Genomic DNA, 21,386 nt, shown 5'->3' on the forward strand with positions numbered 1-21,386 from the left:
TGGTACTCAAACAGTACTTAGAACGGTGCCGGGCACTCGAAGCGCAGACGTTCGCCCGTTTGCGGATGGGTGAAGCTGAGCATGCTGGCGTGCAGGCACAGGCGTGGCCAGGCGGCCAGGGCTTGCTCATGTGCGTAGAGGCCATCACCGAGCAGCGGGTGACCGATGGACAGCATGTGTACGCGCAATTGGTGCGAGCGGCCGGTGATTGGCGTCAGTTCGACGCGACACCAGTCGCCGCAACGTTCCAAAACGCGCCAGAAGGTCAGCGCATGTTTGCCGAATTCGTGGTCGACCACATGACGCGGCTTGGTCGGCGGGTCGTAGCGCAGCGGCAGGTCGATGCTGCCACTGTCCAGTTCCGGTTGACCCCACGCCAACGCGGTGTAGGCCTTTTCGGTTTCGCGGTCGTGAAACTGGCGCGACAGTTCGCGATGGGTGTCGGCGTCACGGGCCAGCAGAATGATGCCGGACGTTTCCCAATCCAGGCGATGGACGATGCGCGCTTCCGGGTAGCCGTTTTCCTGCAGGCGGGTAATCAGGCAGTCTTTGTTGTCATCGGCGCGACCGGGCACCGAGAGCAGCAGGGTTGGCTTGTCGACCACCAGTACGGCGGCGTCCTGATGGATGATGCGGATGTTGGACAACGGCATTAAAACAGCCTCGTAACAAATGCCAACGGCGGTTCAGGGCCATTCCACTGTCGGAATGGCCCTGAACCGCCGTCGTTCCTGCTGGATCGACTCAGCGATCAGGCAGGGTGATGTTGAGTTCCAGAATCGAGCAACTGCCCTGGTTTTCCAGCGCTACATGCACGTCATCGGAGCCGATGTTGACGTACTTGCGGATCACTTCGACCAGCTCTTTCTGCAAGGCTGGCAAGTAGTCCGGCGTGCTGCGCTGGCCGCGCTCATGCGCCACGATGATCTGTAGACGCTCTTTCGCTACCGAGGCGGTACTTGGCTTTTTGTTGGCACGAAAGAAGTCAAAAAGGTTCATTACCTACCTCCAAAAAGTCGCTCGAAGAATCCCTTCTTCTCGACATCGAGGAAACGGTGGGCTTTTTCTTTGCCCAACAGGCGGTCGACGGTATCGCTATAGGCCTGACCGGCATCGCTCTGGTCGTCGAGAATCACCGGCACACCCTGGTTGGATGCCTTGAGCACCGCTTGGGATTCCGGGATCACGCCGAGCAGGGTGACCGAGAGGATTTCCTTGACGTCTTCGACGCCGAGCATTTCGCCCTTTTCAACTCGCTCCGGGTGATAGCGGGTAATGAGCAGGTGTTCCTTGATCGGGTCTTGGCCACGTTCGGCGCGTCGCGATTTGCTGGCCAGCAGGCCGAGCATGCGGTCCGAATCTCGTACCGAGGACACTTCCGGGTTGGTCACGACGATCGCTTCGTCGGCGAAGTACATCGCCAGGTGCGCGCCTTTCTCGATGCCCGCCGGGGAGTCGCAGACCACGAACTCGAATTGTTCCTTGAGCTCCATCAGGACTTTTTCCACGCCTTCGACAGTCAGCGCGTCTTTGTCGCGGGTCTGACTGGCGGCCAGTACGTAGAGGTTTTCCAGACGTTTGTCTTTGATCAGAGCCTGTTGCAGGTTGGCTTCGCCGTTGACCACGTTGACGAAGTCATACACCACGCGGCGCTCGCAACCCATGATCAGGTCAAGGTTACGCAAGCCCACGTCGAAGTCGACGATCACTGTTTTGTGGCCGCGCAGAGCGAGGCCGGTACCGATAGCGGCGCTGGTGGTGGTCTTACCCACACCACCCTTGCCGGATGTAACCACGAGAATCTTGGCCAAGGTGTTTCACCCCTAAGGAAGAAGGACTTTTTAGCCCCTGAAAAACATCTCTTGAAAACTACTGCAGTCGGACAGCCTTGGCTGGAATTCGGCTTTTGGCCTTTTTCCTACTTCGTTTGAGCCGTTTTCGCTACGTTTTAGAGATGCTTGGAAAATGCGGCAGTATCCGTTAAAGCCGAATGATGTTCAACACGTCGCCCGACAGGCTGACCTGGACGCCCGAGCCCCACATTGGATCGCGACGCAGGTCTTCGGAAACCTTGTAGTGGCCGGCGATGGAGATCAGTTCAGCGCTCAATTGCTGACAGAAAATCCGTGCCTTGGTGTCACCTTTGACGCCAGCCAGCGCACGACCGCGCATTGGGCCGTATACATGGATGTTGCCATCGGCCAGAAGTTCCGCCCCCGGACTGACGGAGGACACCACTACCAAATCGCCACCCTCGGCATATATCTGTTGGCCACCACGCACTGGCGTAGTGATGACGCGGGTCGGTTTGATGGTCGGCTCCGGCGGTTTTTCCGGTTTCTTTTTGACTTCGGCTTCAGTGGGTTCCAGCGGCCTTTCACGGGCGCCGGACGGCGGCAGTACCGGAATGTCGATGGCGATGGCAGCGGCGATGTCTTCGATGCGGCTGGCGCGAATCGCCAGGGTGCGCAGGCCATGCTGACGGCATACGCGCATCAGCCCCGGCAGATCGACCGCGCCTTCGCTCGGCGGCAGCTTGTCCAGTGCCAGAACCAGCGGTGCATTGCTGAAAAAATTCGGCGCCTGGGCGACTTTGGCGGCCAACTGCCGATCGAGGTTTTCGAGGTCGTTACGGGCCAGTTCCAGCACAGTGATGGCCAGCATGCTGCCCTTGAGCTGAAATACGGGATCTTGGTCTAACGGTTCGGTTTGGCTCATGTCGGCATACAACGGCTTGTCACTAAAAGTGCCGAGACTTATAACGAGAACGCCGACGAGCCGCAAGCCGGGTCGAACGATGTAGAATGCGCGGCCACTGTATTTACGGAAGCTTTAATGGATCGCCCGCGTTTTCGAACAGCATTTCTTTCTCCACGCTTCTGGCCGCTCTGGTGCGGTCTGGCGCTTTTGTGGCTGATCGTGCAATTGCCGTATCCGGCATTGCTGACCATCGGTCGAGTTCTGGGCGCGTTGATGTATCGCGTGGCGGGCGACCGGCGGCGTATCGCCAAGCGCAATCTTGAACTGTGCTTCCCGGAAAAATCCGCCGCCGAACGCAAGCGTCTGCTCAAGGAAAACTTCGCCTCCACCGGCATCGCCTTTTTTGAAATGGCGATGAGCTGGTGGTGGTCTCGTGAACGGCTGGCGAAACTGGCCCACGTCGAAGGCCTTGAGCATTTGCAAAAGGCTCATCGTGAGGGCAAGGGCGCGATCCTGATGGCCGCGCATTTCACCACGCTGGAAATCGGCGCGGCCTTGCTCGGCCAGCAGCACACCATCGATGGCATGTACCGCGAACACAAAAACCCGTTGTTCGACTTCGTTCAGCGTCGGGGCCGCGAGCGGCACAACCTCGATTCACTGGCGGTGGAGCGCGAGGACGTGCGCGGCATGCTCAAGCTGCTGCGCTCGGGTCGGGCGATCTGGTACGCACCGGATCAGGACTACGGTGCCAAACAGAGTATTTTTGTGCCGCTGTTCGGCATTCAAGCCGCGACCGTGACCGCGACCAGCAAATTTGCTCGATTGGGCAAAGCGCTGGTGGTGCCGTTCACGCAGGAACGTCTGGCGGACGGCAGCGGTTATCGGTTGGTGATCCACCCGCCACTCGAAGACTTCCCCGGCGAGACTGAAGAAGCCGACTGTATTCGTATCAACCAGTGGGTCGAGAGTGCGTTGCGTGCCTGCCCCGAGCAATATCTGTGGGCGCATCGTCGCTTCAAGAGCCGCCCACCGGGCGAGCCGAAGTTGTACGCCAAACGCGGTTGAACCCATTTCTTTAAACACCATGGAGCGTTGCGATGAGCCCAGCTGAACCGGTCACAGGTTTGATTCTTTCCGGCGGCGGGGCTCGGGCGGCGTATCAGGTGGGCGTGCTGGCGGCGATTGCCGAATTGCTGCCGTTGGGCGCTGACAATCCGTTTCCGGTGATCGTCGGCACCTCGGCCGGGGCGATCAACGCCGTCAGCCTGGCCAGCGGCGCCACCGACTTTCGTGCCGCTATCGAACGCCTGACGCTGTTCTGGCAAGGCTTTCGCAGCCATCGCGTGTTGCGCAGTGACTGGCCTGGCGTGATTCGTCAGGCCAGTCGTTTCGTCAGCCACAGTTTGCTCGGCATGGGGCGGCACCTGCCGGTGGCTTTGCTCAACAGTTCGCCACTGCGCGAGCTGCTCAATGAAAAGCTGCACATGCCTGGCATTGCCGAGTCCATCGCTCGCAAGCAATTGCATGCTGTTGCAGTCACTGCGTTCGGCTACGAGTCGGGGCAGGCGGTGACGTTCTATCAGGGCGGCGGCGCCATTGATGCTTGGTTACGGCATCGACGGATCGGTGTGCCGACGCAGTTGTCGGTGGACCACTTGCTCGCGAGTTCGGCCATCCCCTTGTTGTTCGCACCGGTGAAAATCGGCGAAGAGTATTTCGGTGATGGCGCGGTACGGCAGTCCGCGCCGATCAGCCCGGCGCTGCACCTGGGGGCGAGTCGGGTGCTGGTGGTCGGCGTCAGCGGAAACCCGCGCGGTGTCGACCCGCAGCAGCCGCTGGAACGCGCTTACACGGGGCTGCAACCGACGCTGGCACAGATCGGCGGCCACATGCTCAACAGCACGTTCATCGACAGCCTGGAAAGCGATATCGAGTTGCTTGAACGCTTGAACCAGTTCAGCCATCTGATGCCCGATGGCACGCCAAAGCGCGCCTTGGGCGTGGCGCCCGTGGAGGTGCTGGTGATTTCGCCCAGTCAGCCGATCGATGAGATCGCGGCGCGGCATCGGCAGGAGTTACCCGCGGCGTTACGCCTGTTCTTGCGCGGCCCGGGTGCGACCAAGACCAGCGGGGCGGGGGTAATGAGTTATCTGCTGTTCGAGGCGGGGTATTGCAGCGAGTTGATTGATCTGGGGCGGCGCGATGCGTTGGCCAAGCGCGAGGCGTTGTGCCGTTTTCTCGGGTTGCCCGTTTAACAACCAACGTTCACAGCCGTCGACAGTCGGGTAGGCAGATGAAGCCGTCCCGGGCGTTGAATCACCAGGACGGCTGACCGTCGATTTTACTCAGCCAGATGGATCAACTCTCTCGAACAATATAGAACAGCGTTTGTTGGTCCGAGACTTTCTGCATGCCGCCTGCCAGATAGACAACCTTGTTGTAATCAAGCATCCGTTGCCATTTCGACGTTTCCAAACGGGCCCTGAGTTTCGGATCATTTATTTCAGCAGCAGGACCGACTGTTCGAAGTAACTCTCCACCAATCGCCGGGAAGGGGAATCTCAATACGAATACGGTATCCAGGTCTTTGCGTTCGAAGAGCAAAGCGTCCTCCCTGAACATGCGACTGGTGCGATCTACCTCATAACCGTTACTTTCGAGAAGGTTGCTGAATATGGAGCGCAAGCTGGAGTCCTGCGAGATCAGGAATCGGCTGGCATCGAAATCGAGTCGGCTGAAGGGCTCGGCAGACGGCGATGGCAATAAAAGCTTGTGGCCTGGCAGATTGTTGCCGGGGGATGGCAGCAGGGCGCGCAACATCAGCAGCGGGTCGGCCAGCTCCGGTCTTCGTGCACGGACGGTGGACCTGTTTTGCCAGTGATAAAGCGTGTCGAACAGAATGGTCAACCCATCGCCGTTGATGGTTTCAGACTGGTTCGCCTGATTGAACACGGCTTTGGCGATGGCGTTCGACGAATCACTCGACAAATACCGCATGGATTTGCCGACGTACTCGTTCAGCGAGACAGCAAACGGGTTTTGCTCCAGCACAGCCCATGCGCCAGCGGATTTGATGACCCACTTTGGTTGCAGTGATGGATCGGTTTTCAACATCTGCTCGAAGGCGTCGTAACGGCCGGGCGTGAAGAGGGGGTTCTGCAGGTACACAAGAACGGTATCGTCCTGAATCCGTTGCGGCACGATCACGTAGTGCAGGCCGTCTATTTCTATCGATTCACTGCCCTCGGGTTTGCTGGATTTGCCCCAGCTTTTCCAGACTCCGGCGGTGGGTTGCGTGCCCGTTAAGCGCGCCGTCGATGGCCCGACAAGTGGTGGTTGATCAGCGTCTGTCAAACGTTGGCGTTTGCTTGATCCCGGCAGTTGATCGTCGTTCGTTTTTATCCGCCAGCGTTTGGTTCCGGCAATAGGCTCAACCCGCGCGCCCAGCACGTTGCGGTCATGAGCAGCGGCTTGCTGATAACCGCCCTCCGAGTGTTTGCGTACCAGGAAAGTCGTCCCATCCTCCATGTCCACGTAGGATGCCCGGCGTTTGGTGTCGTAACGAATACCGTCCGGGCTCTCTTGCGCGCTGCTCAGGCTGGCGGCCTGCCTGGGGGAAAGGGGCGTTGGCGATCCTCCTGCTGTCTCGACGTTCGCCACAACATGCATGGCCGCAGAGGACGCTTCGGGGCGCCAGTAAGGCTGTCCTTCTACCTGCTTGATGAGTGGGCCCTGTTCGCCCAGTTGCTCTGGCCAATGCAAGCGGTAGCGGCCATCGGCTTGGCGTTCGGCGCGAAAATAGCCTTCGTTGGCGACGTGGGCATAGGTATTGCCCTCTGGACTTTCGAACAGCCCACTTTCGCCGCCGAGGGGGCGTAACTGGTCGATATTGTCAGCCGGCCAGGTAATTGCCTCCATGTTGGCTTGCAGCAACTCGGCAAAGGGGGACGGGTCGCTCACAATGACTGCTGGCGCAAGTTCGTTTGGGATTTGTGGGGTGTCTCGGGCATGAGATTCAAGTACATGACCCACTGATGTTGTCGGGTCGGAGCCGGTGATATGAGGAAGGTGGCCCACAGCCTCGTGAGGGAGCGTTTTCGGACTTGTCAGGTGTGTGTCGGTTGCAGGGGAGGAGGAGATTTTTTTCGGGGGTTTGGCCATATCGGATTTCTCTTCAACATGAGAGCTAAAGCGTTGTTGGAGAACGACGCAAGTGAACGCAGAGTCGACAGTCATCTCTTTTTGACAATCAACCGTTCGGACTCTGCGAGGGGGCATATGCTGGATAATCCGACGCCGTCTTGTGCGGTATATATGTATCGCGATCAAGGCAGTAAACGTTTCTTTCGTGTTTTTTAACGGCCTCGAATCCAGCGCTGCGTTTATCAAGTTGAAATAGCAGCGGATTATTTATGCGACGGGTACTTGCGAAAGTTGATCTGAAACCGATAGAACCGGAGCGGTTGGTTTATGATCGCATCGAGCGGAAATCACCAGATCTGACCTGTTAATGGTGCTGGCTGTCGAAGGTCTGCTGAACCAGTGGCGTCCTGGAAAGCTGTAGAACACACGTTTGTCCGGGTGGTTGTACAACTGGGCATGAAGGACTGGAAGTTCATGGTCTCCAAGCAATGCTTGACTGTCGGGCAGCGTGGCGGGGTAAGCCGGTGGCTCGACAAAATAACGAGCATCAATGCCGGAGACTGCAATTTGGTCGAAGGAAAGATCGACTGTCCGGATGATGCCTTCTTCGGTCGTCACGTACACCCTGTCGATAATGTCCGCGCTGTCTTCATAGACGGGCAGATGAACAGTGCAACTTCCGATGTACAGTTTGTTGTTGGTCAGTTTTATCTCAATAGTGCCCAGCGCTGTAGCATCGATATACCAGGTGGAAGAGTGCGACAATCTCACACGGGCGCTGGCGAGACCGCCAGGCGTCGAAATCTTGATGGTCATGTTGGCTACCAGATGAAGGAAGTACGTACCGCCTTCACCTTCCAGGCTCTCCATCGCCGTTTGCGCGGGAAGAGATGAAAATTTGGCGCAGGCCCTCCCTGAGCTCAGTTTATAAGGTTCGTTTTCAGGAAGTTCAAACGGGTATTTGCCTCGTCGGTACCGCAGCGGCAACTGAATGAGATGTTTCCAGCGCATGAATTCAGATGTTTTATAGTCCGAAGGTTCTTCTGTTGTGGTGAGTCCGGCATTGGCCATCAGGCCGTCGTTGAAAATAAACAAGTATTGTTGGTTGGGGTGTTCGCGCATGTGTTGCAAGGCGAACCCCATGTCTGCCGACAGTTTGAAGCTCGAAAAATTTCGAAGTGTTAGTGTTTTTTCATCGAATGTATAGATCAAGTCACATTGAATGTCGATCTCGCTTTCTTGACTCACAAAGGCACCGTAGGATACTTCTACTTTTGTCAGTTCGGTGCTCGCGTAATCCAGATAAAGCTTGATGGCTTCTTTGGGGCGTTTTACCGAGCGGAAGATAATGTTTTTATCGGTGCGTGGGAGGTAATAACCGGTGAATCTCTGGTGCTCGATAAAGCAATCGGGGGTGTAAAGAATAGTCGGTTCTATGGGGCTTCCTTGGCGGGTGATCACCGCTTTGACGTATTCGCGTTTAGAGTAGGTTATCGTTTCAGGGAGATCCGGGGTCAGGTGATAGCCGTCCTTGGTAACGAATGTCAGTGTCTTGTTTTTTAACTGACGTTTATTCGCTACTTCTTCATAAACGTCGTGTATGACTACACGGGTTTTCGGCGAATCGTCCATATCAAAATTCAACGTGACCCACAGAGAGTTATCGGCTCTCACCTCGAAACCATCTATCAGGTCCTTTCGGCAGCCCAGTTCAATAATGCTGTTCTCTTTACCGTCTTCGGTGATGGATAGTTGCCCGGGAACATGGGCAACGAAATATTCATCTGCGCCGGCATCACCCCAGGCTTCTGCACCCGAGGCCAGCAGTTGGATGATGTCGTTTCCTGCCCCCGCTCTGACGATGTCGGCGCCATGGGCCTTGATGACGTTGCGCTCCGGGGTTCCGGTCACGGTGCTGGACGCATGCGCTACGGTTTCGACATTTTCGATGCTCTCGACAACGCCGAGCGGGATACGGTTGTTCCCGCTTTCTGTAGCTGAGTCTGCAGTGATCGCATGGACCGTACCGGCCGGCAAGTCGACGTCATATCCGGCCTGTGGCTGCTTCTGGTGATGGTTTTTCAAATCAATCCTGCCCAGGATCAACGAGTCGTCGCCTGCCCCGCCCTTCAACGTCCAGCGATCAGAAAGTTCTAGAGTTGCCTGATGATTGATTTTTGCGCCCTGGAAGACGAAGAAGTCATCCTTCTCGCCGCCTGTCAGTTGTTTGTTTCCAGCGCCGTAGTAGAAAGCGTTCGGCTTCTTTTCTACCCCTTCAATGGAGTCATCACCACCGCCAATGAACCACAGGATGCTCTTTTCTGCTCCTGCTATACCCAGTTCAGCACCGGGCGTTTCGGCTGTCACCCCGTTTCGGCCGTCAATGATGTCGTTGCCGTCCTTTATTTTTGGCTTCATGACGGTATGCCGTTCCCACTTTCTGGTTAACCAGTGATGACGGCCTTCCAGGGTTGGTTCCAGTTCCACGTCGAAACTACCGTTAACGACGGCTTCGGTGGTGTCCTTCAATTGGACGTCGAGCAATGCCCTGGCCGTTTGCTTCAATTGTTTTGCGTGGTCGATCTTGGCTTTGGCGCTGAGAAAACGATTATGGACATCTTCGTCCGGATCCATGAAGCAGAATGCAAACCAGCCTGTGCGCCAGCGTTCTTCGACAGTGAGTTCGATGTAGTCATCGATGTCATCAACTATCCGTACAGCGGCATAGACCTGTGAGCCGAAAGCCATCAATGCTCCGGCAGCAAGGCCCACGGGACCTGCGGCCGAGAAACCGGCCATGGCTGCAGAGCCAAGGATGATCGTCATCGCGCCGCTGGCGACACTCAGGCCACCACTGACATAGAGATCCATCGCTGCCTTGCCAGTGGCATTTTCCGCTGCGATGAATGATCTGACGGCCGTGGTAATGTCGAACGGCAGGGTCAGTGCTCCTCCGACCAAACCACCGGAGCGGCTCAATCTGATTGCGGTACGAGTCTTGGCAAAATCCTTGAAGGCATTCTGGCCAGCCTTGAGCATTCTCGTGGCTTCTTGAGTAATTGTTACGTCGGTGATGATAGAGCCAACTTCTGCGAGAAGGCCGGCACCGTTGATTTTAAGTTCAGTAGAATCGTGGGCTTTGTACGCGTAGTACAAACCGCGAATTCCCATGAATATTCCGAATGCTTGAATGCCGACGCTAGAGCCGAGCGTGAAATTGCTCCACGCCTTCGATATCCAATGAGGCGGATTTTTCGGTAAGTTGGCGTGCCGTAGATCCAGTTTGTGTGCTGAATTCAATAGCTTCTCTAATTTACTGCGAAGTTTTCCTGCGTCATCAGTACGGTCGGTGTCCTCTCTGATCAATCGCGCAGAAGTGATCGGTCGCCGACTGGCCATTTCGAACAGCAGATCTGGCAACAAGTAACTGTCCCGGCCGGTTGCCGATTTCATAATGCTTTCTATATCGTTCAAACTGAACTGTAACGAGTTGATGAAAGATCGCTTCGGTACGCGGAAGAATGTGTTTGTTCCATTTAAAGGCTGGCCGTCAATACGTGCGCCCAATACTGCGAGGGATACTCGTGTTACGGATATAGGGCCGATTTCAATTGGGCCAAAGATACGGTCGTTTATTTTAAGTTGGCTTGTTTTTTCGCTGCTTTGCGCATTTTTCCCGTTAGCTGTCTCACTGTTCAGATCAAGAGTCGAATCAGTGTGTTGATTGGGGCCCAAAGGTTCCAGTTCGGTTATGATAACCGCATCATGATGTATCGAGGCGTCTTGGAAGGGGGTGGCCATTTGAATATCCTTATTCGAGTGGTCTTTATATTGAGCGTCGGGTGGCATGTTAGTGTTGGGTTTTTACTTCTGTATATCTTTGGTTTGTTGCCATGTATTGCACATGCGCAGAAGTTATTGTTGATGTTTTAGTTTGCCATTTTCAGGTTTGAGTGGGTGCAACCGGCCTTGACATTATTAAACCGGTTTTAGGGCCGGTCTGGTTTTGTTTGAACGCTGTATTGTCTTGGCGGGTATCATCGCGGGCGAACTCCCACAGGTTTTGTGAACGGCACGGATCACTGTGGGAGCTTGTTCGCGAAGGCGCCCCTGAGGACGCCGCGGGATCAGAAGTGGAACTTCACCAGGAAGCTGGTCACGTTCTGATTGGTGGTGAACGCACGGGTGTCGTCAATCCCGTACTTGTCTTTCCAGTAGTCGTACTCGACACCCACATACAACTGCTTCTCGCCGAAATTCAGCGCCTTGCCCAAGTCATATTTGACCTGAGGGTTGAAGTGCAGGTTGGCGTGGTATTCGCCACGGTGGTTGACATCGTTGTCGACCACCCAGTCCATGAAACCGTCGATCAGAATATTCGAATCGCCGACCGGGATGGTGTAAGACCAGACCGGCGTGATCTGCCAGACGTTGTCGCCCGGACGCGAACCTTCGGTGTGGCGCTGGTAGAAGTTCAACTGAAAGTAGTCGAAGCCCGGGATCGCCAGGTCAAAGCCAGGACCGATCAGATACGACTCGACGTCGCCTTCACCGAATTCATAAGTCATTGCCAACAGCACGTCTTTGACCGGGCCGAACTCGATTTTCTGGTCGAGAATCTTGCCAAGCGACAGGCGCGGGCTGAATTCGCCATAGTAGGTGTTGTTGCCGACACCGCCGTCTGGTTTGCCGTTATAGAAGATCTTGTCGACGAACAGGAAGTTGTCCCCATACTTCCAGCCGTCGGCGTGCTCGAAGGTCACGGTCTGCTGAATGGCAGGGTTGACCTTGAAGTCCTTGCCGTAGAGGTAGGTCAGGCTGTTGTTTTGCCACTGCAGCAGACCATCGGCCATGGCCTGGCCCCCGGCCAGCATGGATCCCGCGAGTATCAGGCTGGTGCACATACGTTTCATTCGGTTGCTCCCAAAGTAGGTGTTCCACGTTTATTTTTTTAAGATCGGCGCTCTGGTGTGGCGCCTTTTTTCTTCGTTGCAAAAGTCATCCAAACGGTCAGCTTTCATGCTGTTAGCAAAAGCTGAGCCAAGGCTTTCAAAAAGCAAAAAAACGCCCTTTCGTCTGCTGAAAAACAGTCGATTGAGTGTGTTTTCGGGATGCCTCGGCACTGACCGGGGCCGGGATAAGTTGGCTTTTGGGTCAGAAATTAAATCCGGGCTTTTTTTTAGACCGAATTCAAGAGGCCGCGGAGAATACTGACTCCTCGGCCAGCTCTCAAGTGCCCCGCAACAGAGCACTGGCAACAGGTATGGGGCACGGTTGCGGGTCATCTTAAAAGTGCACCTTCGCCGTACTCGTAGGTCATCGCCAGCAGGAACTCGATCTTCTGGCCGAAGTTCTTGCCGTACAAGTCGCTCAGGCTGTTGGTCTGCCACCGCCGTAAATCGCCGGCCATGGCTTGGGAGGCGGCGAGCAGGTCGCCACTCAATAGCGAGTTCGATTGCGTGGGAATCATCGGGTGCTCCCTCTTGTTTTTATTGTTTGAGGCGGGGGTGCTGTTAGTGCTGGTGTGCGTGGCAGTCGTTGATCACTGCGCGCTCTTTGCCGCCGAGGATGTTGAACAACAAGTTCAGCGTCAGTGCGCTGAGGGTTGCCATGGCGATACCGCTATGGGTGATCGGACTCATCCACATCGGCAGATGTGCGAAGAACTCCGGACGGACCACCGGGATCAGCCCCATGCCGATGCTCACCGCCACCAGCAACTGATTGCGACGGTCACCGATGTCGGCTTCTTGCAGAATCTTGATGCCGGTCGCCGCGACCATGCCGAACATCGCAATTGCCGCACCGCCGAGCACGGCCGGTGGAATCGACGCCACGAGGAACGCCGCTTTGGGCAGCAGGCTGAGAACGATCAGCAAGCCACCCGCAACGATCGTCACCGAGCGGCAGCGCACGCCCGTCATCTGTACCAGGCCGATGTTCTGCGCAAAGGAGGAGTGGGTGAAGGTGTTGAAGAACCCGGCGAAAAACGACGCCGCCGCGTCACACATCAAACCGCGACGCAGCATGCGCGGGCAGACGTCCTGGTCGGTGATCTTGCCCAGTGCCAAAAACATTCCGGTGGACTCGACGAAGATGATCACCACGACCAGGCACATCGAAAGGATCGGCGCGAGTTCGAATTTCGGCATGCCGAAATGCAGCGGGGTGACGAACTGAACCCATGGCGCGTTGGCCATGCCGCTCAGGTCGACCATGCCGATGGCGCCGCACAACACGTAGCCGAAGCACATGCCGATCAACACGGAAATATTCACCCAGAAGCCACGCATGAAACGGTGGATCAGCAAAATGGTGCCCAGCACCAGTGCGGCGATGGCCAGATAAATCGGTGAACCGAATTGCGCAGCAGCGGCACCGCCACCGGCCCAATTCACGGCCACGGGAAACAACGACAAACCGATCGAGGTGATGACCGTGCCGGTCACCAGCGGCGGGAAGAAGCGTACGACCTTGGACATGAACGGCGCGATGATCATGCCGAAGAATCCAGCGGCGATGGTTGCACCGAAGATCCCTTGCAGACCGATACCGGGCATGCCGGCCATGGCGACCATGCTGCCGACAGCGGCAAAACTGGCGCCCATCATCACGGGCATGCGGATGCCCATCGGGCCGATGCCGAGCGACTGCACGATGGTGGCGATGCCGGCGACCAGCAGGTCGGCGTTGATCAGGAAGGCGATTTCTTCACGACTCAGGCCAGCGGCCTGTCCGATGATCAGCGGCACCGCGATGGCGCCACCGTACATCAGCAGAACGTGTTGCAAACCGACCAGGATCAGTTGCAAAAAGGGCAAACGCTGAATGGCGGGTGCGTCGGGGATGCGCGCTTTGGACAGCTCGGACATGCAACACCTCGGATCTTTTTTATTCTTGTGATTGAACAGCTGTCGGGTTGCTCACAGCTGTTTCTTTGCATCAGGTAAACCTGTGGGAGCGGGCTTGCTCGCGAAGGGGCCATAACATTCAACATCACGTTGACTGCCCCGACGCTTTCGCGAGCAAGCCAGCTCCCACAGGGATAAAGGGTGTCCTTGTGGGAACGAGCCTGCTCGCGAAATTTTCAGGGCTTAGTTGGTCTGGGCTCCCTGCGCGATCCATGCACCGATCAGGTCACGTTCCTGTTGGGTCATCTGTGTGATGTTGCCCAGTGGCATGATCTGTGTGGTGATGGCTTGCGCTTGGATCCGCGCCGCGTTCTGGCGGATCTGCTCGGGGGTGTCGAACATCACACCCGCTGGCGCTGCGCTGAACAACGGGCTGGTTGGTTTGGCCGAATGGCAGACCGCGCAACGTTCCTGGATCACGTTGTGCACCTTGTCGAACGCAGGACCTGCATTGGACGCTTGCGCCGGTGCAGCAGGGGCAGCCGGAGCTGCAGGTGCCGCCGCTTCAGCCGGTTTCGCGCCACCACCCAGCGCCGTTTCCGGCAGCGGCTGGTATTCGATTTTCGCAGGCGCCTTGGCCACGTCCGGGCTGGTCATCGGTGCAGGGCCGGTGACGTAAGCCAGGCTGATCATGCCCACCGCTGCCACCGGCAGTGTCCAGGCAAACTTGTGGCTGTCGTGACGGGTGTTGAAGTAGTGACGCACCAACACTGCCAACACGGCGATCCCGGCCAGGATCAACCAGTTGTACTGGCTGCCATAAGTGCTCGGGAAGTGGTTGCTGATCATGATGAACAGCACCGGCAGGGTGAAGTAGTTGTTGTGACGCGAACGCAGCAAGCCTTTGGCGGGCAGCGCCGGGTCCGGGGTGCGGTTCTCGGCAATCGCGGCGACCAGTGCGCGCTGCGCCGGCATGATGATACGGAACACGTTACCGACCATGATGGTGCCGATGATCGCGCCGACGTGCAGGTAAGCACCACGACCGCTGAATACTTTGCTGAAGCCATACGCCGCGCCGATGATCAGCACGAACAGAATGAAACCGAGCAGAGCAGGGCGTTTGCCCAGGGCCGAGTCGCACAGGAAGGAGTAGATGAACCAGCCCAGGAACAGCGAGCCAATACCGATGGCCACGCCTTCAGGGCCGCTCAGCGTGCTGCCCGGAGCCAGCAGATAGAGCGTCGGGTTGGAGTAGAACACCACGCACAGCAGCGCGATACCCGACATCCAGGTGAAGTAGGCTTCCCATTTGAACCAGTGCAGGTTTTCCGGCATTGCCGGTGGGGCCAGTTTGTATTTTTCCAGGTGATAGATACCGCCGCCGTGGATCGCCCACAGGTCACCGGCCAGACCGGTTTTCGGGTTGACGCGGTTGAGGTTGTTCTCCAGCCAGACGAAGTAGAACGACGCGCCGATCCAGGCCACGCCAGTAATCATGTGAACCCAGCGCACGCTCAGGTTCAGCCATTCCAACAGATGTGCTTCCACAGTCTTTACCTCTCGCCTGTCACTCTTGTTGTCGAGTGATCAGACCTTCTCTTATTGGTGGGGGGCGAGGATCAAACGCTCATCCTCTTTGAAAAAATGCTCATCGCAGTTATTGCCTGTGCCACTGCGATCAACCACCAGGAAGTCATCCCGCTTTTCGATCGTCAGCACCGGGTGGTGCCAGACGCCGCGATGGTAATTAATGCCCTGCCTGCCGTTGGTGACGAAGGCGCGGACCAAGCCTGATACAGGTTCATCGCCAAGTGGCGCGACCACGATCAGAAAGGGGTTGCCGAGCAGCGGAATGAAAGCCTGGCTGCCCAGCGGATGGCGTTCCAGCATGCAAACGGTCAGCGGCATGTCCTGCGCGTCGGCGCGGAAGATGCTGATGATCGCGTTGTCCTCAGGCTGGGCGGTTTCGACCGTCGCCAGTTTGTGGAAGCGCATGGTCGAACCGTTGTTGATCATGAAGTGATCGCTGCCGTCGGTTTCGATCACGTCACCGAAAGGGGCGAAGGCTTCTTTGGTCAGCGGTTCAATCGTCAGTGTGCGCATGCTGTTCTTCTTATCCGAATACTATGTTGACTGTTCTGACGCCTTTGCGAGCAGGCTCGCTCCCACATTTGGAATGCAATCCCCTGTGGGAGCGAGCGTGCTCGCGAATGGCTTCACTGCTTACTTAGCGACCTTGCCCAGTACGCGCAGGCGACTCACACCACCATCAGGGAACACGTTCAGACGAATGTGAGTGATTGGGCCCAGTGCCTTGATCTGCTCGGCGAAGGTGTGTTCGGCGTGCATTTCCAGCTTCTGGCTTGGCAGCAGTTCGCGCCAGAACAGCGACTGGGTTTCGATCTGGCTGTCGGTGCCGCCTTTCACGAATGCGCCCTGGATCGAGCAGGTGTCCGGGTAGTTGCCCTTGAAGTGCAGGGTGTCGACGATGATTTTTTCGATCTCGCCCGGGTGACCCAGCGCAACGATGACCCAGTCATTGCCCGGAGTACGACGACGTGCAGTTTCCCAGCCGTCGCCCATGTTGATGCCACGGCCCGGGTTGAGGATGTTGCTCATGCGGCCGAAGTGTTCATCGGAGCAGGCGAGGGCGCGGCCACCGTTGAGGGCTGCAGCCAGGTCGACTTGCTCGTTGTCGCCAACAGCAGACCAGTCGCGGAACGGCACGCCATACACGCGTAGACGGGCTACGCCGCCGTCCGGGTAGATGTTGAAGCGCAGGTGGCTGAACGCTTGGTCGTGGCTGATTTCGTGGTAGTGGTGGCTGTTGCCCTGCAGCTCGACGGCCGACAGCACTTCGGTCCACTGGGTGTTTTCGTCAGGCTCGCCCGAGGCCAGGAAGCACGCTTCCAGCGAGGCCGATGGCGGGAAGTTGCCGGTGAAGAATGAAGTGTCGATGTCCACGCCTTTGATCGAGCCCGGTACGCCCAAACGAATCACCGCGCTGTCGTAGCCTTCAAAGCGCTTGCGACGCGATTCCCAGCCGTCCATCCACTTGCCGTTGTCATCGAACACGCCCTCCTTCCACACGGCCGGGGTCGGTTGGAACAGACGATTGGCGTCTGCGAACCAGTCATCGGTGACCGAGATGATTTTGGTGCCCAGACGGGCATCGGCCAGGTTGACGAACTTCTCGAAAGGTACGGCGTAAGCTTTCATTCTTCTTGTCTGCCTTTAATAAGTTGGCTGGGGATGCTTGCGAGGCCCTGGGCATTCTCCGCGTCTGCCATGCTCGGGCCAGGCTTGCTAAAGAGTCAGTAAACGGAACAGGGCGATCTTGTTGATCTGCGCCAGCGCGCATTTGAATTCGGTGTCGACCGAGTTGTGAATGCGCGTTTCGAACGCTGCGAGGATCTGATGCCGGTTGCTGCCTTTTACCGCCATGATGAAGGGAAACTTGAACTTGGCTTTGTAGGCGTCGTTCAGCTCGGTGAAGCGCTGGAACTCTTCGGCCGTGCATTGGTGAATCCCCGCGCCCGACTGTTCTTCAGTACTGGCCGCGGTCAACTGGCCCTGAACGGCAGCTTTGCCGGCCAGGTCCGGGTGAGCGTTGATCAGTGCCAGTTGGCTGGCATGATCGGCGCTCAACAGGATGTCGCTCATGCGCTGGTGCAGGGTTTCGATCTCGTCGATCGAAGCGTCCGCGCCCAGGTCATAGGCCTTCTCGGCCACCCATGGCGAATGTTCGTAGATGTCGGCGAAGGCTTTGACGAAGGCGTCGCGGCTCAGGGTCGACGGTTGCAGGGTTTGAAAGCGGCTCATTGGGCGGCCTCTTGGTACGGGTGGGTTTCGTGCCAGTGACGTGCGATGTCGACGCGGCGGCTGAACCACACCTGTTCATGACTTTTGGCGTATTCGATAAAGCGTTTGAGCGATGCGAGGCGACCCGGACGGCCGATCAGACGGCAGTGCAGACCGATCGAGAGCATCTTCGGTGCTTCGGCGCCTTCGGCGTACAGCACATCGAACGCGTCTTTGAGGTATTCGAAGAAATCGTCACCCTTGTTGAAACCCTGCACTTGGGTGAAGCGCATGTCGTTGGTGTCGAGGGTGTACGGGATCACCAGATGCGGCTTGCCGGTCGGGTTGTTCGGTTCCCAGTAAGGCAGGTCGTCGTCGTAGGTGTCGCAGTCGTAGAGGAAACCACCTTCTTCCATCACCAGGCGACGGGTGTTCGGGCCGGTGCGACCGGTGTACCAACCCAGTGGGCGTTCGCCGGTGATTTCGGTGAGGACGCGGATCGCTTCGAGCATGTGCTCGCGTTCCTGCGCTTCATCCATGTACTGGTAGTCGATCCAGCGATAGCCGTGGCTGCAGATCTCGTGGCCGGCATCGACCATCGCACGGATCACATCCGGATGGCGCTGGGCGGCCATGGCAACGGCGAAGATGGTCAGCGGAATGTCGAATGCCTTGAACAGCTTGAGGATCCGCCAGACGCCGGCGCGGCTGCCATACTCGTAAAGCGATTCCATGCTCATGTTGCGCGCGCCTTGCAGCGGCTGAGTGGCAACCATTTCAGACAGGAAGGCTTCGGATTCTTTGTCGCCGTGCAGAATGTTGCGCTCGCCGCCTTCTTCGTAATTGAGTACGAACGACAGGGCGATGCGGGCATTGCCCGGCCAGTGTGGGTGAGGAGGGTTACTGCCGTAACCGATCAGGTCGCGTGGGTAGTCAGCGCTCACTGCAGTCTTCCTTCTTATTCGTTGACAGAGTTGTGTGGCGGCCTGGCAGGCTGGCGTCACAGCGATGGGCTGATTGTATACAACTTTATTCTCAATTTGTAAGCCTGATTTTTTGCATTTTTCACCGACTGTCATCTTTTACGGCCAATGGCGTGAGCCTGCAAGAAACCTGCCTGGTCAGTCAGCTAATGGATCGCAGGCTCAATAGATAAGTGCGTAGGGGGCAGATCCTGGGCAAACGCCCGAGTGTCGGGGGTGAAGTGAAAAATGTCGTTTTTATTGTGTACAATTTTTTTGAAAAGTGTCTTAATCAGTCGCTCGCCGCAACTTTTCGTGCTCCGAATCGGTGCGGTCTCCTTTTCACCTGACTTCGGGAGGCGCGAAGTCTGACTGCTCTTTGCGGCCAGGCGCGCAGAATCAATGGGACGTTTGACAACTCACGTATTGGACGCTGCACACGGTTGCCCGGGCAGCTCGATCAAGGTCGAGCTCTACCGCGTTGAAGGTTCGCACCTGGAATTGGTCGCCAGTGCACTCACCAACAGCGATGGCCGGGTTGATGCGCCGCTGCTGCAAGGCGATGACTATCGTAGCGGGGTTTATCAGGTCCAGTTCCATGCGGGCGACTACTACCGCGCCCGTGGCGTTCAGTTGCCTGAGCCGGCATTTCTGGACGTGGTCGTGCTGCGCTTCGGCATCTCAGCCGAGCAGGATCACTACCATGTGCCATTGTTGATTTCGCCTTACAGCTATTCCACCTATCGGGGCAGCTGACCCCCAAGCAGCTGCCCCTACCGGGAAGCGACTGCGCATATAGCTTCTTTGGTCTTTTGCCCGCTCACACTGCGGGCTTTTTTTCGCCAGGTGAGTGCAATCGTACCGCTCACCTGACAGCACCCTTTGAGATATTCTGAATGTTCTCCCAGCGACGCGCCGGAAGAACATCAGTATCAATGATCAGGCAGTGAAATCTTGAATAGATCTGGAGTCTGATGGGGGCATTGATTAAATACTTTCAGGTCGGAGTAACTTATTTTTCGAGACTTATTGCTGTCTAGAATCCACTTGCGCTCCGGTATGTTGAATTTTAGTTTTCCGGTACTGCCATCATTCATTGCAATGTGCTTGACCGGGAGTTCGCGTTGTTTAATGGCAGAAAGTTCCTTGGGAAGCTCGGTTTCAGCATCGACTGGTGGCACAAAAAAACGAGCGTCCAGACCGATAATGGAAAAATTTTCAAAAATGAGATTGACGGTATAAATGACGCCCATTGGCGCAATCACGAGGATTTCGTCAATAAGGTCTTCGGGATGCGAATATTGAGGTACATGAATCGTAGTCGTTCCAATATACAGTTTGTTATTTGCCAGGCTGATTGTGAATTCGCTGAGTTCAGTGGCATCAAGTTCCCAGGTCGTCGAGTTTCTCAACCTGTCTTTGGCGTTGGCCAGCCCGCCGGGAGTCGAAACTCGTAAAACTCTATTGTCAGACAGATGAAGAATATGGACGCCTCCCGCACCCTCTATGTTGTCGATGGCTATCTGTTCGCTCACAGGTAGTACCGTGGCGCAACGAACCAAACGGTCCACCTCCAGCGTCTCGGTTTCGGGAAGTTCAAAAACTGCATCGTCTTTCATTCGTAACGGAAAACGGTAGTCGTGGCTGGTAAGCGTATTTCCGCTGACGCTATGCTTATAGTGTTTCGGTGGGATGGCGTATTGTTTCTCAAGGTTAAGGGTGTGGGCTTTTTCATCCCTGAACACCAGCATGTATCCATGAATGGACACTTTTTCCATGGCTTGTTTGAGTGCGGCGTCGAGTGTGGTTTCCGTATATTGTCCAAATCCGGAAATCTGCAGCAGATTTTTTCCAAAGTAAAACAGGAAATCACATGAAACGTTGACTTTGTTTTTGTCGGCTGCCTTGTTCATCTCTATGGATGGTGTTGTCGCAAATGCCACATGGGCGCTCGTCAATTCGGAACTGTCATAGTCGAGGAATATACGAGTGCCGTAATAAGAGCTGGGGTTGCGTTCGGTTACGAATTGAGTGTGTGAGTTAAAACGCTGAACGTAATAGTGTGTGTTGCGGTCGGTAGGAACACTGCACAGGGATTTGTGGAGGATGACCGTATTCTCCGGGCGGCCGGCTTTGATGATTTCGGCTTTGATTTCAATGGGGTTGTAGTGTTCTATTGTTTCAGGAAGGTCAGGCTTCAGATCATAACCATCCCTGGTAATAATGGTCAGTTTGTTGTTTTTCAGGGCTCGATGTTCGCCAGACTCTTTGTAAACGTCATCGATGCATACCTTGTAGCGGCGCCCATAATGAAAATCGAACTTTAATATGATAATGAGACGGTGCCTGCGCAATTCCCATTTCTCAATATGATCCATTCTCCAGCCCAGCGAGATAATACTTTCCTCAACACCATCTTCTGTAATGCCTACTGAGCCCTCCGCCAGCGCCACATAATAAAAATCCGCTCCGGATTGGCCGAATGCGGACCCCCCACCCTGCAGGTAAATTTGGTCATTACCCGCACCGGCGTAGATTTTGTCATTGCCTCTGGACTTGATTACATTGGATTCATCCGTGCCAGTGACAATACTCGTTCCGCCTGGCAGGGTTTCCACATTTTCAATACTGTCGAGTTGTGCTTTCAAGGAATATTTTTTTGAGCCTTCAATCCACGGTTCCGGACCGGGTGTGAAGACCCGCAAGGTGCCCGCCGACAGGTCGACATCGATGCCCCGACCGGATGTACGAAACAACTGTTCGCCCTCAAGAATCAACGTGTCGCTGCCTGCACCACTGTTGGCGCTGATTGAAAACTGACCCACCCTGCCGATTGAAAAATGACCCAGGACGGATTGCTGATTTTTGCCACAGCAATTGTGGATAAGCTTAGCAGCAGTGTTCCGGTTGACGACGCATCGGG

17 protein-coding genes and 1 pseudogene are annotated in these 21,386 nt (G+C 56.2%); 3 read left to right on the plus strand and 15 right to left on the minus strand.

The window, feature by feature from the left end:
- Positions 1 to 17: 17 nt before the first annotated feature.
- The 4 genes from AACY02_RS23255 to minC form a co-directional block, all read right to left on the minus strand.
- A complete protein-coding gene (locus AACY02_RS23255) occupies positions 18 to 653 on the minus strand; it encodes an RluA family pseudouridine synthase (protein ID WP_007960625.1) in 636 nt (211 codons plus the stop codon).
- Positions 654 to 744: 91 nt separating this feature from the next.
- Entirely contained in the window at positions 745 to 999 is a 255-nt protein-coding gene (minE, locus tag AACY02_RS23260; protein WP_007940845.1) for a cell division topological specificity factor MinE, read from the minus strand.
- On the minus strand, positions 999 to 1,811 hold the full coding sequence (minD, locus tag AACY02_RS23265) for a septum site-determining protein MinD (protein WP_339433953.1): 813 nt from the start codon (positions 1,809 to 1,811) through the stop codon (positions 999 to 1,001). The genes minE and minD overlap by 1 nt, the downstream gene beginning before the upstream one ends.
- Before the next feature lie 169 nt (positions 1,812 to 1,980).
- Positions 1,981 to 2,718: a septum site-determining protein MinC gene (minC, locus tag AACY02_RS23270; RefSeq protein ID WP_339433954.1), complete on the minus strand. Its 738-nt coding sequence runs from the start codon at positions 2,716 to 2,718 to the stop codon at positions 1,981 to 1,983.
- A gap of 117 nt (positions 2,719 to 2,835) precedes the next feature.
- On the opposite strand from minC, the gene AACY02_RS23275 reads away from it, so the two are divergent.
- A complete protein-coding gene (locus AACY02_RS23275; protein WP_339433955.1) occupies positions 2,836 to 3,768 on the plus strand; it encodes a lipid A biosynthesis lauroyl acyltransferase in 933 nt (310 codons plus the stop codon).
- A 32-nt stretch (positions 3,769 to 3,800) separates the two neighbouring features.
- Positions 3,801 to 4,958, plus strand: coding sequence for a patatin-like phospholipase family protein (locus tag AACY02_RS23280; RefSeq protein ID WP_339433956.1), 1,158 nt, complete (start codon positions 3,801 to 3,803; stop codon positions 4,956 to 4,958).
- A gap of 103 nt (positions 4,959 to 5,061) precedes the next feature.
- Here AACY02_RS23280 and AACY02_RS23285 read toward each other — a convergent pair whose 3' ends face one another.
- The 10 genes from AACY02_RS23285 to puuE form a co-directional block, all read right to left on the minus strand.
- Positions 5,062 to 6,864: a hypothetical protein gene (locus tag AACY02_RS23285; protein ID WP_339433957.1), complete on the minus strand. Its 1,803-nt coding sequence runs from the start codon at positions 6,862 to 6,864 to the stop codon at positions 5,062 to 5,064.
- 249 nt (positions 6,865 to 7,113) lie between these two features.
- A complete protein-coding gene (locus AACY02_RS23290) occupies positions 7,114 to 10,647 on the minus strand; it encodes a calcium-binding protein (RefSeq protein WP_339433958.1) in 3,534 nt (1,177 codons plus the stop codon).
- 326 nt (positions 10,648 to 10,973) lie between these two features.
- The gene (locus AACY02_RS23295) at positions 10,974 to 11,759 is read right to left on the minus strand and encodes an outer membrane protein OmpK (RefSeq protein ID WP_339433959.1); all 786 of its coding nucleotides are present in this window, start codon (positions 11,757 to 11,759) and stop codon (positions 10,974 to 10,976) included.
- Between the two features lie 368 nt (positions 11,760 to 12,127).
- The gene (locus AACY02_RS23300; RefSeq protein WP_339433967.1) at positions 12,128 to 12,316 is read right to left on the minus strand and encodes a hypothetical protein; all 189 of its coding nucleotides are present in this window, start codon (positions 12,314 to 12,316) and stop codon (positions 12,128 to 12,130) included.
- Positions 12,317 to 12,359: 43 nt separating this feature from the next.
- Positions 12,360 to 13,718, minus strand: coding sequence for a nucleobase:cation symporter-2 family protein (locus AACY02_RS23305; RefSeq protein WP_339433960.1), 1,359 nt, complete (start codon positions 13,716 to 13,718; stop codon positions 12,360 to 12,362).
- 222 nt (positions 13,719 to 13,940) lie between these two features.
- The gene (locus AACY02_RS23310; RefSeq protein WP_339433961.1) at positions 13,941 to 15,248 is read right to left on the minus strand and encodes a urate hydroxylase PuuD; all 1,308 of its coding nucleotides are present in this window, start codon (positions 15,246 to 15,248) and stop codon (positions 13,941 to 13,943) included.
- A 51-nt stretch (positions 15,249 to 15,299) separates the two neighbouring features.
- The gene (locus AACY02_RS23315) at positions 15,300 to 15,803 is read right to left on the minus strand and encodes an ureidoglycolate lyase (RefSeq protein WP_016982872.1); all 504 of its coding nucleotides are present in this window, start codon (positions 15,801 to 15,803) and stop codon (positions 15,300 to 15,302) included.
- A gap of 120 nt (positions 15,804 to 15,923) precedes the next feature.
- Positions 15,924 to 16,919, minus strand: coding sequence for an allantoicase (alc, locus tag AACY02_RS23320; RefSeq protein WP_339433962.1), 996 nt, complete (start codon positions 16,917 to 16,919; stop codon positions 15,924 to 15,926).
- Positions 16,920 to 17,006: 87 nt separating this feature from the next.
- Complete coding sequence (uraD, locus tag AACY02_RS23325) at positions 17,007 to 17,522, minus strand: 2-oxo-4-hydroxy-4-carboxy-5-ureidoimidazoline decarboxylase (protein ID WP_339433963.1); 516 nt, start codon at positions 17,520 to 17,522, stop codon at positions 17,007 to 17,009.
- Positions 17,519 to 18,445, minus strand: coding sequence for an allantoinase PuuE (gene puuE, locus AACY02_RS23330; protein ID WP_339433964.1), 927 nt, complete (start codon positions 18,443 to 18,445; stop codon positions 17,519 to 17,521). Before puuE ends, uraD begins: the two co-directional genes overlap by 4 nt.
- Before the next feature lie 420 nt (positions 18,446 to 18,865).
- Between puuE and uraH the strand changes: the two genes are divergently transcribed.
- Positions 18,866 to 19,219: a hydroxyisourate hydrolase gene (gene uraH, locus AACY02_RS23335; RefSeq protein ID WP_339433965.1), complete on the plus strand. Its 354-nt coding sequence runs from the start codon at positions 18,866 to 18,868 to the stop codon at positions 19,217 to 19,219.
- Between the two features lie 176 nt (positions 19,220 to 19,395).
- Here the strand turns inward: uraH and AACY02_RS23340 are convergent.
- Positions 19,396 to 21,386, minus strand: a pseudogene (locus AACY02_RS23340) (calcium-binding protein); the annotation flags it as partial.

Origin of the sequence: Pseudomonas sp. EA_65y_Pfl2_P78, assembly GCF_963970495.1 — a bacterium.
GTDB classification, from domain to species: Bacteria; Pseudomonadota; Gammaproteobacteria; order Pseudomonadales; family Pseudomonadaceae; genus Aquipseudomonas; species Aquipseudomonas baetica_A.

Coding starts and splice junctions, on each gene's coding strand:
- AACY02_RS23255 (WP_007960625.1), bottom strand. CDS start 653: ATGCCGTTGTCCAACATCCGCATCATCCATCAGGACGCCGCCGTACTG.
- minE (WP_007940845.1), bottom strand. CDS start 999: ATGAACCTTTTTGACTTCTTTCGTGCCAACAAAAAGCCAAGTACCGCC.
- minC (WP_339433954.1), bottom strand. CDS start 2,718: ATGAGCCAAACCGAACCGTTAGACCAAGATCCCGTATTTCAGCTCAAG.
- AACY02_RS23275 (WP_339433955.1), top strand. CDS start 2,836: ATGGATCGCCCGCGTTTTCGAACAGCATTTCTTTCTCCACGCTTCTGG.
- AACY02_RS23280 (WP_339433956.1), top strand. CDS start 3,801: ATGAGCCCAGCTGAACCGGTCACAGGTTTGATTCTTTCCGGCGGCGGG.
- AACY02_RS23285 (WP_339433957.1), bottom strand. CDS start 6,864: ATGGCCAAACCCCCGAAAAAAATCTCCTCCTCCCCTGCAACCGACACA.
- AACY02_RS23290 (WP_339433958.1), bottom strand. CDS start 10,647: ATGGCCACCCCCTTCCAAGACGCCTCGATACATCATGATGCGGTTATC.
- AACY02_RS23295 (WP_339433959.1), bottom strand. CDS start 11,759: ATGAAACGTATGTGCACCAGCCTGATACTCGCGGGATCCATGCTGGCC.
- AACY02_RS23300 (WP_339433967.1), bottom strand. CDS start 12,316: ATGATTCCCACGCAATCGAACTCGCTATTGAGTGGCGACCTGCTCGCC.
- AACY02_RS23305 (WP_339433960.1), bottom strand. CDS start 13,718: ATGTCCGAGCTGTCCAAAGCGCGCATCCCCGACGCACCCGCCATTCAG.
- AACY02_RS23315 (WP_016982872.1), bottom strand. CDS start 15,803: ATGCGCACACTGACGATTGAACCGCTGACCAAAGAAGCCTTCGCCCCT.
- alc (WP_339433962.1), bottom strand. CDS start 16,919: ATGAAAGCTTACGCCGTACCTTTCGAGAAGTTCGTCAACCTGGCCGAT.
- uraD (WP_339433963.1), bottom strand. CDS start 17,522: ATGAGCCGCTTTCAAACCCTGCAACCGTCGACCCTGAGCCGCGACGCC.
- uraH (WP_339433965.1), top strand. CDS start 18,866: ATGGGACGTTTGACAACTCACGTATTGGACGCTGCACACGGTTGCCCG.